The following is a 17,262-nucleotide window of genomic DNA, read 5'->3' as shown; positions in this document are numbered from 1 at the left end:
TGGTACTTGAACGGGACTAGTAGTGTTATGTGGCGGTTAGTTAGACCAGATCCTCCGTATAGAGGGATTTGGGCCAAAGCATAGATTTATTCAGAGTTATTATCGTAAGAATTAAAAACAATACATGAAGAAAGTCAATTGAGAAGGCATGTAGGAGCTCTCTTTCTTAAATAACCCTTTTGTTTTTGTTAACTCTCTACTCATTTGAATCAACTTTAATTCGGGGACCTTTATGAAGCTTTTGCTCTTAAGAAGAAAAGCTAAGAGACTGTGGTTCCTGCTCAAACGATATTCTGAGTCAGATACTACGGCAGCAAAAGCGCAAAGTAGCTTAAGGAAACTATTAGAGAGTGCTATGTCAGGTGAAATAACATCTCCGCTTCGATGGAGTGATGTTCCCTGTGGTTACTTATTTTTGGAAGGGGCTTTAGGAAAGTATAAAGATTTAGAAGAAGCTTATGCTGATTTCAAAGTTGAAGTTACCGGAGATAACGATCCTTTACTGGAAAAGATAAAAAGACTCTAACTTTGGCGGTTTTCATGTCTTGTTGGCTGGCAAGGCATGAAACAATGAAGAGTAATTGGCCAGACACGTGGTTAGACAGAAAAATTGATTCGTTACAGTAGCTGGTCACACAAACCACATGAAAAGCTTACGAACTCACGATATCCTAGGGGGATAATAAGATAGCGCCATGTAGATGGCAGAAAGTGAATTCGAATGAAGTTTATCCATACCTCAGATTGGCACCTTGGCCGACAGTTTCATAACGTCTCTTTGCTTGACGATCAGCAAGCCGTTCTTGATCAGTTAATCCAATACATTGAAAACAACCCTGTTGATGCAGTGGTTGTTGCTGGTGATATTTACGACCGTTCTGTCCCACCAACCATTGCGATTGAACTACTTAACAAAGTAGTGAAGCGAATCTGTGGTGAGCTAAACACGCCGATGATTCTGATTTCTGGTAACCATGACGGTGCTGAGCGCCTAGGTTTTGGCTCAGAACAGATGAAAAATGCGGGTCTTCACATTATCAGTAACTTCGAAGACATGCTTACCCCTGTTGTTATTGAAACCAAAAGCGCAGGGCAAGTTGCTTTTTATGGCATGCCTTATAACGACCCTGAGCAAGTCCGTTTTGCCTACCAAGAACCCGTTTCGACCCACGATCAAGCGCACAAGTTACTTGCCGAGAAAATCACTGAGCAGTTCCAACCAGAGCAACGCAAGGTGTTAGTCAGCCACTGCTTTGTCGATGGAGCCATTGGGTCTGAATCTGAGCGTCCACTTTCGATTGGTGGTTCCGACCGCGTCAGTCACGAGCATTTCCTCAACTTTGACTATGTAGCGTTGGGGCACTTGCATCAGCCACAGAAAAAAGGCGAAGAATACATTCGTTATTCTGGTTCACTGATGAAATACAGCTTTGGTGAACAAAACCAAAAGAAAGGTTTCACGCTGGTGGAAATTGACCAAAACGGGTTTGTCTCGGCAGAGCACGTTAACCTTGCTGCACCTCATGAGATGCGAATCATTGAAGGTGAACTTGAACAAGTAATAGAACAGGGCAAAACTGATCCAAAAAACGAAGACTACTTGTTGGTGCGTTTGATGGATAAGCACGCAATCTTGAACCCAATGGAAAAGCTACGTACTGTTTACCCGAATGTTTTACACCTAGAAAAACCGGGCATGTTAATTGGTGTCGAGCAGGAAATGGCGCAAGCGAAATTGGCGAGAAGTGAGATAGACATGTTCCGAGACTTCTTTTCGGAAGCACAAGACAGCCAATTATCGCAAGAACAAGATCAAGCGATCAGTGACATCATCAAACAACTTTCCCAGCAGGCTTAGTAAGGACCAAACATGAAACCCATTAAACTGACAATGCAGGCTTTTGGTCCGTTTGCTCAAACAGAAACGATTGAATTCGACAAGCTGGGTACTAACCCTCTGTTTCTCATCAACGGTCCTACTGGTTCGGGTAAAACCTCAATCCTCGATGCGATTTGTTTTGCTCTTTATGGTGAAACGACGGGTAATGAGCGCCAAGGTATTCAAATGCGTTGCGATATGGCAGCGCCAACGTTACTAACTGAAGTGACGCTAGAGTTCTTTTTACACGGTAAGTCTTATCGAGTGATTCGCTCACCAGAACAAGAAGCACCAAAGGCGCGTGGTGAGGGCATGACGGTGCGTAAGCATACCGCAGCTTTGTATGAGAGTACGGACGAAGAAAAGCTCATCACTAGCAAAACAACGCAAGTAAAGACAGAAGTGACCAATATTATTGGCTTGAACGAAACTCAGTTCCGCCAAGTGATGGTGCTGCCACAAGGTAAGTTCCGAGAGTTGTTACTTGCGACGTCCAAAGAGCGTGAAGAGATATTTGGTCAGCTATTCCAAACGGACATCTACAAGAAGATTGAATACGCACTGAAAGAAAAAGCGAGTGCCATTAGCAAAGCCAAAGAAGAGTTTGATAACCAAATTCGAGGCGCACTGCAGGTAGCTGGTGTTTCTTCCGAAGTGGAGTTAACAGAGCAGCACGAAGCGTTATCTGTTCAATTTGAATCTGTACAAAAGCAAGAGCAAGAATCTCTGGTTCAATTAAATGCGGTAAAAACGGAACTGCAAAAAGCAGAAGCGCTGAGCAATGAGTTTAAAAAGCGCGAGCAAGCCGAAATTGCATTGAAGCAACACCTGGAACAGAGCGATGCTGTCTCATCACGTCAATTGCAGTTAGACAATGCGAAGAAGGCAAGCAAGGTTGAGTTGCCTTATGTCACGTTACAAAACGCCTCAAAGCAAACGCAAGAACTTGAGCAAAAGGTGGCTAAGCTGTCTCAAGATCTTACTGTGACAAATGACGCGGTAAAATCCAAAGAAGGCGCATTGCAAACCGCGAAAGAACAAGCGGCACAATTGCCAAAACTGACAGAACAGCAATACCAACTTGAAGGCATGAAAGGAAAGTTGGTTGAAAAGTCAGAGCTAGAGAAAGCCATTAATGCAGGTTTGACGCAAAAATCCGAGTTTGAGGCAACGCTTAAGAAATATATCGCTCTGAAAGAGAAGCTAACGCTAGAGGCGCAACAAGGTCAGAAGTCACTGGATCAAGCTCGAGTCGATGTTGCAAGTATTGGCAGCGTAGAGGCTGAGATAAAACAGCAACAACGTTTGATACAAGACCTACAGAAGCTCACTGGCTTAAACCAAGAGCTAGCGAAATTGGATGCATTGACGCCTAGCAAACAAGCTTCGGTTGACCAAGCAAAAGCGCGATACAAAGAACTTCAACGCTCAGCAGATACACTTGAATTGAGCTGGCACAATGCTCAAGCCGCAGTATTGGCTCAGCGCTTACAAGCAGGTGAAATGTGTCCGGTGTGCGGTAGTGTAGAGCACCCTCAACCCGCTCAATTTGTTGGTGAAGAGGTCACTAAGGTTCAAGTTCAAAACGCTCGAAATATAGAGCGAGAAGGGCAAGTTGCGCTTAACCAATTGAACAATCAGTTGGAGCAGCACAATATCGCAATCGGACAATACAAGCAGCAGATTGAGCAACTATCCGTTGAGCTTGGTCAAAACGCCTTAATGGATTTTGGCGCGTTACAAGTGTCTATGCAGCAGTTCAACGAACGTTTACAGCAATTGTCATCGATTAACTTGGTCCAGTTGGAACAAAGCGTCAATGAGTTAAACCAACGTTGTGTCACTGGGGAAGGTAAGATCAATGATCTGCAAAACCAGATGGCAGCGAATGAATCGACGATAAAAGTGAACCAAGAGCAACTGGTTAAACTGTCTGCTTCGTTAGATGCTAAGTACTCTTCTCTTGAAGTTCTTGAGCAAGACATTGTTGCGATTCAAAAGCAGATTATGGATTTGAATACATCATTAGAGACTGCACAAAATCATTTGCAACAAGCGGTGCTGACGAAGACAAACATTGAAAGCCAACTGACAACCAATCAACAGTGGTTGAATGAAGCACTCGATCGTTTGAACACAGCCAAAGCTGATTGGGAGCAAGCGTTGCAGGCGAGCGCATTCGAGGGTGAAGCACAATTCCTAGCATGTAAAGTTGATGAAGCCGAGATGCAGATTTGGCAGCAAGAAATTGATGCGTTCAAACAGACTCAAATCAAGCTAGAACAAACATTGGCAGATTTGAGTTCAACGTTGAAAGACTTGGTGTTGCCTGATTTAGCAGAGCTTAACGTTAAGTTAAACAGCATTCAGCAAGGTTATGTTGAAGCGCGCAATCAGCTTGATAGCACGCGTTCGCTGTTTGAACGTTTAGAGAAAGTCCGCAATGACATCGCGACGTTGCATGATAAGAACACTAAGTTAGAAGACGAGTACAAAGTGTTTGGTACCTTGTATTACGTTGCTAGCGGTAATACGGGTAGTCGTATCAGTCTGCACCGATTTGTCCTTGGTGTGTTATTAGACGACGTGTTGATTCAAGCGTCACAGCGTTTAAGTCTGATGAGTAAAGGTCGTTATATCTTGGCTCGTAAAACTGAAGGCTTTAAAGGTTCGGCAGGACGAGGCTTGGATTTGGTAGTAGAGGACAGCTACACAGGGAAAACGCGCGATGTTGCGACGTTATCAGGTGGTGAATCTTTCATGGCAGCGTTGGCATTAGCGCTCGGTCTATCTGATGTTGTGCAGTCTTACAGTGGTGGTATTCGTTTAGATACACTGTTTATTGATGAAGGTTTTGGCAGCTTAGATCCGGAATCTTTAGATCTTGCGATTCAAACCTTGGTCGACTTACAGCAAACGGGTCGCATGATTGGCGTGATTTCTCACGTATCTGAACTGAAAGAGCAAATGGCACAGCGTATTGATGTTGAACCATCGCGACTTGGTTCTACAGTTTCTGTGAAATCTCAGATGGCATTTGATTCTTAATCAATACCTGCAAACGTAAATAAACAAAAGCCCCGCTAGATTACGGTGTAAAGTAGCGGGGCTTTTTGTTTCTCTGTCTCGAAGCACTTACTGTTCGCAGAAGCGACCTTCTTTCGGTGACTGCGTAATCGCATACTCACCATCAAGGTTGCGGTAAACAACCGTGTTCCAAACTGAGCCGTCATTCAATTCAAACTCTATCGCGTAGTTCACACCACTCACAATTTGTGCATGAACGGACAAGATCTGTTTAAACGAAGAGAGAGTTTCCATTTTGTTTAGGACAAAGGCCATTGCCTTTTGAGCGTCTGGGGTAGCATCGAATTCGTTCCACCCACCTGGCATATTTCCTTGTGTACTACATACATCTGCCGAGGTTGTTGGCTGTGTCGCTTCATCTTGAGTTTTTTGCTGACATCCGACAAGCAAAACCAAGATTGCGCAAGCTGACACTGTTTTTAATTTCATAAAAATAACCTCTATTTATGTAAGCCCGCATTATATAGGTTGGCATTCCAGCCCAATGTCTACGTTGTGCAAACTTTTTATATGAACAGGGTTAAATCCTGATTAAATCGTTGCGAGTGACCTCCAAAAAATAGATTTTGGTTAACTTTTTGCCTGATTTTGATAGTAAGTCACGCTTGAGAGCGAACGCTAATTTTCTATTCATTTCGCGTCGTGAATTAGGATCACAATTATAAAATAGACATGGAAAACATAACCTTGCACGTGTATCTGTTTTCTCAATACGGCCATATAATCCAATCAAAATTCATTAGGCACCAATAGAAAGTGCTGAATGATTGTTGTGATGAAGCAAAATGGATGAGAGGTAACACGATGAAGCAAAAAGCGCTATATCTAGCAGTAGCATTGGGTTTGAGTGGTCTTTCAAACGTAGCATCCGCTAATGAGATGGTGAATCCGGATGGTGGTGTCGTAGTCGGTTATTGGCATAACTGGTGCGATGGGGCTGGTTACAAGGGCGGAAATGCACCGTGTGTGACGCTGGATGAAGTTGATCCTATGTACAATGTGGTTAACGTCTCCTTTATGAAGGTGTTCAATACCAGTGAAGGCCGTATTCCAACCTTTAAGCTCGATCCAAATATTGGTCTTTCAGAACAACAATTTATTGATCAAATTGGCGCACTAAACCAGCAAGGACGCGCCGTTCTTATTGCGCTTGGTGGTGCAGATGCACACGTTGAGCTGAAAACTGGCGATGAGCAAGCATTCGCACAAGAGATCATCCGCCTGACTGATAAGTTCGGCTTTGATGGTCTGGATATCGACTTAGAGCAATCTGCAGTAACCGCGTCAGACAACCAAACCGTAATCCCAGCAGCACTTCGCCTTGTAAAAGAACACTACCAACAGCAGGGTAAAAACTTCCTAATTACGATGGCACCTGAGTTTCCATACTTAACAGAAGGTGGCAAATACGTTCCTTATATTACTGGGTTAGAAGGGTACTATGATTGGATCAACCCTCAGTTTTACAACCAAGGCGGTGATGGTATTTGGGTTGAAGGTGTGGGTTGGATTGCACAAAACAATGATGCGCTAAAACAAGAGTTCATTTACTACATTTCAGACTCTCTATCGAACGGTACACGTGGTTTCCACAAAATTCCGCATGACAAATTGGTGTTTGGTATTCCATCTAACATTGATGCAGCGGCAACGGGCTTTGTGCAAGACCCTCAAGATCTTTACGATGCGTTTGACCAACTTAAAGCGCAAGGGCAGGCACTTCGTGGCGTAATGACATGGTCGGTGAACTGGGATATGGGCACAGACAAGAATGGTCAGGCGTACGGTGAAAAGTTCGTGAAGGATTACGGTCCGTTTATCCATGGCCAGACTCCACCACCGCCGAGTGAAGGCGAACCGGTGTTCAGTGGCATCAGTGATGTTCGCGTTCATCACGGTAGTTCATTTGATCCGTATGCAGGTGTTACCGCGTCTGATAAAGAAGATGGAGACCTAACTAACAGCATTACTGTTGAAGGTTCAGTTGATGTGAACACCGTTGGCACATATGTTTTGGTTTACAGTGTAAAAGACAGCGACAACAATGAAACCAAGCAAAGCAGAACAGTTGTTGTTTACAGCCTAGTGCCTGAGTTTGAAGGTGTAACGGATGCGACCATACAGCTTGGTGACGCATTTGACCCAATGGCAGGCGTAAAAGCGACGGATGCAGAAGACGGTGATTTGACTGATCAAGTTCGTGTAGAGGGCAGCGTAGATGTTAACGTGCTAGGTGTCTACGACTTGGTTTACCGAGTAACGGATAGTGCAAATCAGACTACGACAGCTCAGCGCTCTGTGATTGTTTCTGATGGCAGCAGTTACCCTCCGTATGAATCTGGAAAAACGTATGAGGCAGGTGACATTGTCACAGGTTCAGATGGCAACTTGTATCAGTGCAAACCGTGGCCATACACGGGCTGGTGTTCAAACCCTTCTTATGCACCTGGTGAAACCGTTTACTGGTCAGACGCATGGGATAAGTTGTAATTAGCTCATGAATTATTGCAAGCCTCCTTCATTGGAGGCTTTTTTATGCGCGTGACTTCACATCTCATTGAATCAACGCTAGAACTTTAAAGCGGAATCATTAGTATCCCGCCTCCGCATTTTCCAGACTTACCTATAGTTGGAATGCGTCGCTCTTTGTCAATTTGGTACGGTCACCTAGGAGGATTTAATGAAAAGGATCAATGTAGTAGGCAGCAGCGGAAGCGGTAAATCGACGTTTTCAAAGCAGCTCGCAATGAAATTAGGTGTCACGTACATAGAAATGGACAGGTTGTTCTGGCTTCCCGATTGGAAAGAACTCGATGATGAGACGTTCTTCGATAAAGTCGTGGACGTAACTCAACAAGACGCTTGGGTACTCGACGGGAACTACAGCCGAACACAACCGTACAAATGGCAAAGGGTGGATACCATCATCTGGCTCGATTATTCACGTTCTATCACCACTTATCGCTCCGTAACTCGTGCTATCAAAAGGGCATGGACTAAAGAAGAGTTCTGGGAAGGAACTGGCAATAGAGAAAGCTTTAGAAAAGCGTTTTTGAGTACAGACTCGATTATTTGGTGGTCGGTTAAGAACTACCGAAAGAATCGGAAGCGTTATCTAAAACTGAAAGAGGACTTAAAAGGTTCACCCATCGAGTTCATCCACATCACTTCGCCAAAAATGGCACAAGATTTTCTTGGTTCTCAAAATTTTATAAATAGATAAGTAACTTATTTAAGTAACTTTTTGGCAACGGCTCGCAGCTGTGTAAATCCTGACATTCAGCCTCCGTTAGATGATGAATACTAACCATGTTCCTGTCGTATTCATTGTGGAGGTATTATGATCGGCTACGAAGAAATGGCGATATCCGGTTACCTAGGTTGGTTACTCGCTGTTTTGTTGGTTTACCCCTTTGCCTATGTTGGTATCCATATCGGTGTATTCGATATAAAAATCCGTACCAAAGTCAGCCGTTATTTCAATCGCTTTATATTAGTTTTGATTGCATTTTTACTGATTATGCATATGCAAACTGAAGTGGTTTACGGCAAGTACTTTCTTGGTCTTTGGGAAGCACAACAGTAACTCTGATCGCATTAATTCCCATCGCCTTGTGCTAAGTTGTCGAAATTGAACTAAAAATCGACAACTTAGCATGAAGCCATACGACCTATATTTTCTTCATACTTCACCCGTACACATTCCACCTTTCTCCGAACTGATGACAGAGCTCGCACCTGATTTAAAAGTCGCAGACTTTGCCGATGCTGACTTGTTGGAGCGTTTGGTTGCTGGAGAGGACGAATTTAAGGTGGAGCAATCCGTGCAAGACAAAGTACGCGAGCTTTCTGAACAAGCAAACTTGGTGGTTTGTACCTGCTCCTCAATTGGTCGCTTTGCTGAATCGCTTACAAAGCAGGGCGTTAACGTTCAGCGTATCGACCGCGCGATGGGTGACCAAGCTGTCACTCATGAGCGAGTGTTGTTACTCGCGGCATTATCGACAACCATTGAACCTAGCTTGGCGTTACTTGAGACAAGTGAGGGCAATTGTATCCGTCAGTTAGATACGTTTGTGGTTGAAGGTGCTTGGGAGCGTTTTCTCGACCAAGATAACCAAGGCTATTACGACAAGATAAAAGCGGTAATAGAACAAAAGGCTCGTGATTATGACGTAATCGTACTGGCACAAGCTTCGATGTCAGGTGCTGCATTATTAGTTGATGTCGACATTCCAGTATTAAGCAGCCCACGTTTAGGTGTAAAAAGGGCAATTGAAACCTTAAGGACATTCCATGCAAATAACTAGTTGGATTCAGCTTTGCTTACGCGAGCTTGAAGGGGCGCCCATAAAAGAACATTCCGATATCGAAGCATCTTTTGCTGAGTCGGAACGTTTCTCAAAATGGAAGGCAAGCAAAAGAGAAGTACGCTTCGAAGAAGTCAGTGATCGTTGCTGGATCAAGAGCTGCACGGGTGGCTACATAACAGAGGTGCACTTACATGCAGATGGTTCACTTGATGAATACACCTTGTTTGGACGCCTTCATACCAAAGGGCATTGGGAGCTAGAGGCTGGCGTACTTCATATCACGATCTACAAAGGTGAAAACACTTATGAACTTTCTGTTGTGGGAAACCGTGAACCTTCCATCCACTCGGCGATTGAATACAAAAATGGAGAAGTGCACTCCTATCTAAAACTGACTCCAATTTCTCAATAGCAATTTAACAAGGACGAGCACCACAATATGGACATTGTATTTGTAAGGCATGGCGTGCCAGATTTTACGTTAGCGGATGAGCGGCAGATGACTCAGCTTGAGAAGGACTATGCGCCGCTTTGCCGAGAGCACTTGCTCGTGCTGCAAGAAAAACTCAATCATCCAGTCTTCAATGATGCTGAAATCATCATCAGCTCTCCTTATACAAGAGCCCTTCAAACTGCAGAAATTCTGAATCGTCATCGCGATTTGCCTTTGTTTGTTGAGCATGACTTGAGAGAGTGGCGTGCGGACAAAGAAGGTGGCTACATTACATTGAATGAAAGAGACCGGCGCTGGCTCAAATACCGAGAGCTGTTAAAAGCGGGTATTCCAATGACCGATAATCGCTACGAACATGTTGATGAGCTAAAAGCACGGGCTGAGTTGGTGCTGGATCGTTACCGCCAATATCGAAAGGTTGTTGTCGTGAGCCACTTTAATGTGTTTGAAGCACTACAAGGTTTCCAAGACGTAGGGCTGTCCTGTGGAGAATTTCGATACATTAATTTCTGATCGAATTTTTATCTTCTATAGTAAAATCAGACACTAATTTAATTTCAGGTTGCTGTATGAAATCTCTTAAAACACTTTTACTTTTGTCTCTTGCAACGTTGTTTGGCTGTACGTCTAAACCGGACGGCGTGGAGCCCGTCAACAACTTTGAACTTCAACCATATCTAGGTAAGTGGTATGAAATTGCCCGTCTTGATCACTCCTTTGAACGTGGTTTATCGAATGTGACGGCTGAATACGAGCTCCGTGAGGATGGTGGCGTAACGGTTATCAACCGAGGCTATTCAGAAGAAGATAAAGAATGGACGCAAGCTGACGGCAAAGCGTATTTTGTTGATGGTGAAAACAGAGGGCATTTAAAAGTGTCTTTCTTCGGTCCGTTTTATTCGTCTTACATCGTATTTGAACTAGGTGAGAACTATGACTACGCGTTTATCTCTGGTTTCAATCACGACTACCTATGGCTACTGTCACGCACACCAACTGTCGATAAAGCAACAGTCGAGCGGTTTAAACAGGTAGCAAAAGAGAAAGGCTTTGCGTTGGACGAGCTAATTCTCGTAGACCAAACCAAATAACACACGAAATGATCGCCTTATAACAACGATCTGTGCTTCATAAAACTCAGTGGTGTCTGTCCGGTTTGTTTCTTAAAGAACGCAATAAATGCGCTGTCTGATGAGAACTCCAAACAATGGGCAACATCACTGACTTGTCTTTCCTCACATAAGAGCTCAATAGCCTTAAGTAGCCGCCATTGTTGACGCCAATCTTGATAAGACATGCCAGTCTCAGCCTTGAATAGGCGCGTAATGGTTTTACTGCTCGCGCCAACGGTTTGTGACAGTTGGTTTAACTCAGGTGCTATAAAATCACTCTTGGTCATTGCCTTACGAAACCCTGTTAAACGCCTATCAGAGGGCAAGGGTAAAGAGAATTCAAACTGCTTCGCTTGATAAAACTCTTCCCAAAACAAATTGCTCGTCGCTTGGGTTTTCGTTTCTTCAATCTCCCATTCCCATAATGCCATTTTGTCGATCAGTGCTTTTAAAAGATCGTTCACCTCAATCATCACTATTTCATCAGGGCAGGTGTATTTACTGCAATCGAAATAGAGTGAACGGTAAGCTACAACGTTAGTCATGACGGCTCTGTGAGAAGTATGCGGTGGAATCCACACCGCTTTGGTTGGAGGTAAGGTGCAAATAGAGTTATCGAGTGCGAACGTCATGCAGCCTTGTGGCGCATAAAGCAATTGTCCTTTCTTGTGTTCGTGCATACCGGAATCATGTTTGCCGACATCCGCTGCAATGCCAACCACACTCGCGGCAATCGCGTCCGCATCAAATCGAGTATTATCTTCAATAATTGCCATTTGTCCGAATCTTGATGTTTTTGGTTTTAATGTTGTTAATGGGTAAAGCATAACGCCTTTTATACTGCACGCCAAGTTAAGTTCGTTACCCACTTAAACATCTGTAGGAGTGGGACAGAGAGGTAAAAATGAAAACGAAACCTTCTATTGGATTGATGGTGGTGATGCTGATGTTTCCGCAAATTGTGGAGACCATATACAGCCCAGCACTTGGCAATATTGCTCAGTCGTTTGCTGTGACGTATTCACAAGCAGCGCAAACCCTATCTATCTACTTTTCTGCATTTGCTATTGGCGTGGTGGTTTGGGGAATCTTGGCAGATAAGTGGGGCAGACGCCCGACCATGCTGGCAGGGTTGCTTGTTTACGGCGTATCTGCTTTGGTCGCTATGCAAACAGAAAGCTTTGATGTGATGATGATGGCTCGCGCGTTCAGTGCTTTTGGTATTGCGGTTGGGTCGGTCGTGACACAAACCATGCTAAGAGACAGCTTTTCAGGTGATGAGCTAAGCAAAGTATTTAGCGTTATGGGCATGGGTATTTCCATTAGCCCAGTGATTGGCATGTTATTCGGTGGTCAGTTAACAGCACTCGGTGGCTATCAGGTTGTGTTCTTTACGTTGTTTATTTTGGCGCTTGTGTTGCTGTGCTACAACGCGGTTAATCTACCTGAAACACAAACTCAAAAGCAGCCGCTAAACATAGGTTCATTACTTGGACGAATGTTGAAAGACGCTCAAATTTGGCAATCTGCCTTGTTAGTTGCGCTCTACAACATTGCTTTATTCGCATACTACCAATTAGGCGCATTTACTTTTGAGCAGCTCGGACTGAGTTCTGAGCAGTTCGGATACAGCGGTGTGATTTTAGGCGTTGGTACCTTAATCGGCAGTTTGATGAACAAGTCATTGCTAGCAAAAGGTCGCTCACAAACGCATTTGCTTTGGATTGCATCAGCATTTTTGATCATCGGAGGCTTCGGTGTGTTTATGCTGCAAACATCGATTTGGTTCTTGGCACCCATGTTATTCATTGTGATGGCATTTGGTATCGCTATTCCAAATGTTCTGAGCACCGCTTTAGTTGATTACAAGCAGCAAGCGGGCAGTGCAGGGGCATTGCTAGGATTAATGTACTACTTGATGATTGGTTCAGGCCTAGGCTTAGCTGGAATGATTCAAAACCTTGGATTTGTTCTTATGTCGTGTGCAGCTTTGGTTTTATTGGTGACATTGTCACGCAAAACTTAGCTGAAGCTGTTGAAGAAACCAAAAAAGAAAAGCCCTGCAATGTTGTAAACCAATTCACCGTTTTCGTCGGTTGCATAAGAGAAAGAAGATGGATCGATAACTGTGCGAGTTTTTTCTGCACCGTCGACCATGTAGTTCACCTGTTGGCTATCGAAATGACCAGCAGGAATTAAGTAGGTAAGAATCGCAGCAAGAATACCAACAATGAAGATCAAAATGAGGGTATCAGGCATCTGCCATGATTTTGGGGTTGCCGCCGATTCCGATGGCTGAGCGTGTGTGTGAGACATAACCTATTTCACGTCGAATTATAGAAAGCATGAAATATCGATAAAATAGAATAAAAAGTCAATATTAACTGAGTTGATGAACTATAAATTCATCAATAATTTGATCTCAAGAGGGTTGAGTTGCTTATCAATGATTTAATGGTTAATTGTTTTGGTTATATGTTGTGCGAATGAAAACGGAGTTAGGACTTGTGGTGATTCACAAGTCCCATAATTATTCACTTTTCTGCATGAGGTGTTTGTTCTGAATAAAACGCGGCAACATCGCGCAAATCTTCATCATTCAGCATGCGTAACTGGGCTGCCATCATTTCTGCCAAAGGACCTAAGCGAAGCCCATCTTGATAGGCTTTCATAGAATCATACAGGTACTGAGCATTCTGACCGGCTAGGTTGGGGTAAGCGTCGTTTGTCGTCATGCCGTTCGAACCATGACAGTAAACACAGCTAGGCGATTTAAGTTTGCCTTTATCAACGTCACCAAAAGGTTTCGCCACAACAGAGGAAGAGAGAAGAAGAGACGTTAGAAGCACGTATCTAAGCATGAAATGCACTCATTGTAGTTCTTGAAAGCGCATAGAATAAAGCTTCCCCTTAGGGGAAGCTCAATGATCAAAATCAAGTTAAAGCAGAGATTTAAGGCTAGATAGGAAGGTATCGATGTCTTGTGCCGAAATATCTTTGTGCGTCACAAAGCGGATTGGGTTTCCTGGCGTAATTGTGATGCCTTGCTCCTTCATCTTTTCCGCAATCCCAGCAATATCCACTTGTGGGTCAAGCTTGGCAAAGACGATGTTGGTTTGAACAAATTCTGGATTAACAGAGAAACCAGGCAATTCCGCTAAACCTTCCGCCAAGGTTTTTGCATTGATGTGGTCTTGTTTTAGCTGTTCTACTTGCTCGGTAAGGGCTAGTTTACCGGCTGCAGCAAGAATACCCGCTTGGCGCATACCACCGCCGACCATTTTTCTTAGGCGGCGTGCTTTTGCGATGTACTCTTTGCTACCAAGCAGTAGCGAACCAACAGGGGCTGCCAAACCTTTAGATAAACAGATCGTCATTGAATCAAAGTACTGACCAATCTCTTTGACTGGAACATCAAGCGCTACAGCTGCGTTGAATACGCGAGCGCCATCTAGGTGCATCTGCAAGTTATGTTTGTTCACAAACTCACGAGCCTCTGCAAGGTAGGAAAGAGGAATCACTTTACCGTTGATGGTGTTCTCTAAGCTAAGTAGGCGAGTACGTGCAAAGTGCGCGTCATCTGGCTTGATAGCAGCTTCTAGCTTATCGAATGGCAAAGTACCGTCTGGGTTGTTTTCAATCGGTTGAGGTTGAATAGACCCCAGTACCGCCGCGCCGCCAGCTTCGTACTTGTAGTTATGCGCTTGCTGACCACATAGGTATTCATCACCGCGCTCACAATGCGCCATTAAGCCAAGTAAGTTTGCTTGTGTACCAGAGGTCGTGAACATTGCCGCTTCAAAGCCCGCAAGCTCAGCCGCAAATTGCTCTAACTCGTTAACGGTTGGGTCATCACCGTACACATCATCGCCGACAGGAGCGGTAAACATTGCTTCACGCATTGCTTGTGTAGGTTGCGTAACGGTATCTGATCGAAAGTCCATAATTCTCTCCTCGGTCGAAAAGACCTAAATATAACCGCAAAGACGAGCTTTGCTTAGGCAAGCGATAGTTTTGGCATCCGTAATAATGCCTCGAATAATTTGTTGTTCGAGTTCTTCTCGTGACAATGTCACTACTTCAATAACTTCGTCGTCGTCACACTCGTATCGATTGGTTTTGTTCAGTTGTTCGGCAACAAACAAGTACTGGATTTCATCACAGAAACCAGCAAGAGGGGTAACTTGACCAAGCGATGTGAACTTTTCGGCGCTGTATCCTGTTTCTTCTTCCAACTCTCTTTGAGCACAGTGCAATGGATCTTCATCGCCTTCACGTGTGCCAGCAGGCAATTCAAGCAGCCATTTGTTAAGAGAGGGACGGAATTGATTAACAAGAACGATGTTGCCATCTGAAGTAATAGGTAAGATAACGGCAGCACCGGGGTGTTGGATAGTGGTATGTGTGATCATCCGACCAGTTGGTAGTTTAACTTCCTCTTCGACCAGAGAAATCTGCTTCCATTTATGAATTGTATTGCTCATGCAGTTGTGGATCCTAGCTGTAACCGCGCATTGACGTGTTTTGCACATTAACCACAAACCACCGGAAACAAAAGAAGAAAATGGTTTCATACTCTTGCGAAACCAGCACATTCAGTGAGTTATGTCTCATAAATGAAAACTATGGTTGCTCGCGCACGCGCGCGAAGAGCATCTGGTATAAACGAGGTTCACTAAAAAATACACTTGTAACAAAGTGATAACAAATGTATAAAATTATATATACAGCCTCAGTTCAACAGCCGGAGCTTCTATGATTCAACCATCTTTCGCATCTAATGCAGAAAAGGCGCTTCTTTCAGAGCGTATCAACAAGCTAGCGAAAGCGTTAACTGATGGCGTTTACGAACGCGAACACACCATCAAACTTTGTCTTCTTGCTGCTCTTGCCGGCGAAAGCGTCTTCCTTCTTGGTCCTCCAGGGATCGCAAAAAGCTTAATCGCAAAACGACTTATCCAAGCTTTTGATAATAGCAGTTATTTTGAATACCTCATGACACGCTTCTCAACACCCGAAGAAGTGTTTGGTCCATTGAGCATTCAAGAGCTAAAAGACAACGGTCGTTATGTCCGTCTTACCCAAGGTTACTTACCAACGGCGCAAGTCGTTTTCCTTGATGAGATTTGGAAGGCGGGTCCTGCGATTCTGAACACGCTATTGACTGTTGTGAACGAAAAGACATTTAAAAACGGCAGCGATATCGAACGTGTACCGATGCGTCTTTTGGTTTCTGCATCAAACGAGCTGCCAGATGAAGACAGCGGCTTAGACGCACTTTACGACCGTATGTTGGTGCGCGTGTTTGTAAACCGCATTCAGGATAAACAAAACTTCAAATCCATGCTGACAGTGGGTACGTCTCAAGAAGCGCAAGTTCCAGAGGGCTTGGCGATCACAGACGAAGAATACCACCGCTGGCAGCAGCAACTCGACAAACTCACTCTGACCGACAACGCATTCGAAAAGCTTTTCCAACTAAAAACGATGTTGGAAACCAAAGTTGAGTCTGAGTTTGGCGACGCCTCATTAACGGACATGTACGTATCTGACCGCCGTTGGAAGAAAGCGGTCAAACTGCTTAAAGCGAGCGCGTTCTTTAATGGGCGTGACGAAATCAATCCACTTGATCTTCTGCTACTTCAAGATTGTTTATGGAACAGCCCTGAGTCACGCGATGTCGTTCGCGGTGTGATTCAAGAGTTCGCTCTTAAGCATGCCTTCGACCAGCAAGAAGCAGAACAAGAGATCGAATACTGTCGTGAATCTTTGGTTGATGTACAGCATGAGCTTGAAGACAAATATCGCATGACGCTAAACGCAGAAGCCGCAACGGGTCTGCTTCGCAAAGAAACCATGAGCTTCGATACATCCAAAGCGAAAACTTACAAAGTAGGCGCGGCGGTGAATCTGGTTAAGCTGGTTATTCTGCAAAGCAACATGTCGGTGTCTGAATCAGAGAAAGGCGACAGCCGCTGGGTATACGTGCCAAAAGATGAGCTTGACCGAGTGATCAAAGAAGGTCATGGCGATGTGTATGGTTACGTGAACCAAAACACCAATATGTGTCGTCTGCGTTTTGATGTCGATGCTGCCAACAACCTAGTGATCCGTGACATTGCTAACCGAGGCGTGTTGGTGAGCTTGGTTACCCAACAAGGTTTAGACGTTGAGCTTTACCAAAAATGGTTGGCAGAAAGCGAAAAAGCAGTCAGCCAATTGAGCGAAGCTGAACATCATATGCGCAAGGTTAAAGCCAACTTCCATGGCGCATTGCCGCACAGTTTCGTGGATCCAGAGTTACCACGTCTAATGGAGTCGAGTCTGCAACAGGTGAGCCAGAGACTTGAGTCTATCCAAGGTGAAAGCGAGAAGATCATTCAACGCTTCAAAAACTTACATCAGTTTTTCTCTTAA

The 17,262-nt window shown here is 44.3% G+C and carries 17 protein-coding genes and 1 pseudogene; 12 read left to right on the top strand and 6 right to left on the bottom strand.

The genetic code is table 11. The annotated features are described in order from the left end of the window. The first annotated feature begins 232 nt into the window (after positions 1-232). From ATB78_RS22250 to ATB78_RS22240, 3 genes are all read left to right on the top strand, one after another. Positions 233-526, top strand: coding sequence for a hypothetical protein (locus tag ATB78_RS22250; protein ID WP_061010548.1), 294 nt, complete (start codon positions 233-235; stop codon positions 524-526). A gap of 195 nt (positions 527-721) precedes the next feature. Further along, the gene (locus ATB78_RS22245) at positions 722-1,858 is read left to right on the top strand and encodes an exonuclease SbcCD subunit D (RefSeq protein WP_061010546.1); all 1,137 of its coding nucleotides are present in this window, start codon (positions 722-724) and stop codon (positions 1,856-1,858) included. A 12-nt stretch (positions 1,859-1,870) separates the two neighbouring features. After that, on the top strand, positions 1,871-4,927 hold the full coding sequence (locus ATB78_RS22240; RefSeq protein ID WP_061010544.1) for an SMC family ATPase: 3,057 nt from the start codon (positions 1,871-1,873) through the stop codon (positions 4,925-4,927). Between the two features lie 87 nt (positions 4,928-5,014). Here the strand turns inward: ATB78_RS22240 and ATB78_RS22235 are convergent, their stop codons facing one another. After that, positions 5,015-5,395, bottom strand: coding sequence for a cystatin domain-containing protein (locus tag ATB78_RS22235; RefSeq protein ID WP_032802381.1), 381 nt, complete (start codon positions 5,393-5,395; stop codon positions 5,015-5,017). A gap of 375 nt (positions 5,396-5,770) precedes the next feature. Between ATB78_RS22235 and ATB78_RS22230 the strand changes: the two genes are divergently transcribed. From ATB78_RS22230 to ATB78_RS22200, 7 genes are all read left to right on the top strand, one after another. Continuing rightward, positions 5,771-7,456, top strand: coding sequence for an immunoglobulin-like domain-containing protein (locus ATB78_RS22230; RefSeq protein WP_061010624.1), 1,686 nt, complete (start codon positions 5,771-5,773; stop codon positions 7,454-7,456). A 190-nt stretch (positions 7,457-7,646) separates the two neighbouring features. Beyond that, on the top strand, positions 7,647-8,189 hold the full coding sequence (locus ATB78_RS22225; protein WP_039976585.1) for a (d)CMP kinase: 543 nt from the start codon (positions 7,647-7,649) through the stop codon (positions 8,187-8,189). A gap of 117 nt (positions 8,190-8,306) precedes the next feature. Then, the gene (locus ATB78_RS22220; protein ID WP_061010542.1) at positions 8,307-8,552 is read left to right on the top strand and encodes a hypothetical protein; all 246 of its coding nucleotides are present in this window, start codon (positions 8,307-8,309) and stop codon (positions 8,550-8,552) included. A 70-nt stretch (positions 8,553-8,622) separates the two neighbouring features. Further along, on the top strand, positions 8,623-9,276 hold the full coding sequence (locus tag ATB78_RS22215; RefSeq protein WP_061010540.1) for a hypothetical protein: 654 nt from the start codon (positions 8,623-8,625) through the stop codon (positions 9,274-9,276). After that, on the top strand, positions 9,263-9,691 hold the full coding sequence (locus ATB78_RS22210) for a hypothetical protein (RefSeq protein ID WP_042606073.1): 429 nt from the start codon (positions 9,263-9,265) through the stop codon (positions 9,689-9,691). Before ATB78_RS22215 ends, ATB78_RS22210 begins: the two co-directional genes overlap by 14 nt. A gap of 27 nt (positions 9,692-9,718) precedes the next feature. After that, positions 9,719-10,246: a histidine phosphatase family protein gene (locus ATB78_RS22205; protein ID WP_061010538.1), complete on the top strand. Its 528-nt coding sequence runs from the start codon at positions 9,719-9,721 to the stop codon at positions 10,244-10,246. A 56-nt stretch (positions 10,247-10,302) separates the two neighbouring features. After that, on the top strand, positions 10,303-10,824 hold the full coding sequence (locus ATB78_RS22200) for a lipocalin family protein (RefSeq protein WP_061010536.1): 522 nt from the start codon (positions 10,303-10,305) through the stop codon (positions 10,822-10,824). A 17-nt stretch (positions 10,825-10,841) separates the two neighbouring features. Here the strand turns inward: ATB78_RS22200 and ATB78_RS22195 are convergent, their stop codons facing one another. After that, on the bottom strand, positions 10,842-11,621 hold the full coding sequence (locus tag ATB78_RS22195; RefSeq protein WP_061010534.1) for a helix-turn-helix transcriptional regulator: 780 nt from the start codon (positions 11,619-11,621) through the stop codon (positions 10,842-10,844). A gap of 128 nt (positions 11,622-11,749) precedes the next feature. Here ATB78_RS22195 and ATB78_RS22190 point away from each other — a divergent pair, with 128 nt between their 5' ends. Continuing rightward, entirely contained in the window at positions 11,750-12,871 is a 1,122-nt protein-coding gene (locus ATB78_RS22190; RefSeq protein WP_061010532.1) for a multidrug effflux MFS transporter, read from the top strand. A 41-nt stretch (positions 12,872-12,912) separates the two neighbouring features. Here the strand turns inward: ATB78_RS22190 and ATB78_RS22185 are convergent. From ATB78_RS22185 to ATB78_RS22170, 4 genes and pseudogenes are all read right to left on the bottom strand, one after another. Next, a pseudogene (locus ATB78_RS22185) lies at positions 12,913-13,161 on the bottom strand (hypothetical protein); the annotation flags it as partial. Positions 13,162-13,379: 218 nt separating this feature from the next. Further along, positions 13,380-13,706 carry a cytochrome c gene (locus tag ATB78_RS22180; protein WP_017190809.1) on the bottom strand — a complete coding sequence of 109 codons (327 nt, stop codon included), beginning with the start codon at positions 13,704-13,706 and terminating at the stop codon, positions 13,380-13,382. Between the two features lie 78 nt (positions 13,707-13,784). Beyond that, complete coding sequence (gene ltaE, locus ATB78_RS22175; protein WP_009696116.1) at positions 13,785-14,789, bottom strand: low-specificity L-threonine aldolase; 1,005 nt, start codon at positions 14,787-14,789, stop codon at positions 13,785-13,787. A gap of 24 nt (positions 14,790-14,813) precedes the next feature. Next, complete coding sequence (locus tag ATB78_RS22170; protein ID WP_033007037.1) at positions 14,814-15,329, bottom strand: NUDIX hydrolase; 516 nt, start codon at positions 15,327-15,329, stop codon at positions 14,814-14,816. 271 nt (positions 15,330-15,600) lie between these two features. Here ATB78_RS22170 and ATB78_RS22165 point away from each other — a divergent pair, with 271 nt between their 5' ends. After that, on the top strand, positions 15,601-17,262 hold the full coding sequence (locus ATB78_RS22165) for an ATPase RavA domain-containing protein (protein WP_009696114.1): 1,662 nt from the start codon (positions 15,601-15,603) through the stop codon (positions 17,260-17,262).

The sequence above is a fragment of the Vibrio sp. CUB2 genome (genome assembly GCF_001557945.1).
GTDB lineage: Bacteria > Pseudomonadota > Gammaproteobacteria > Enterobacterales > Vibrionaceae > Vibrio > Vibrio owensii.
The sequence above is the reverse complement of the archived record's forward strand: the minus strand, read 5'-3'. Positions and strand labels throughout refer to the sequence as shown.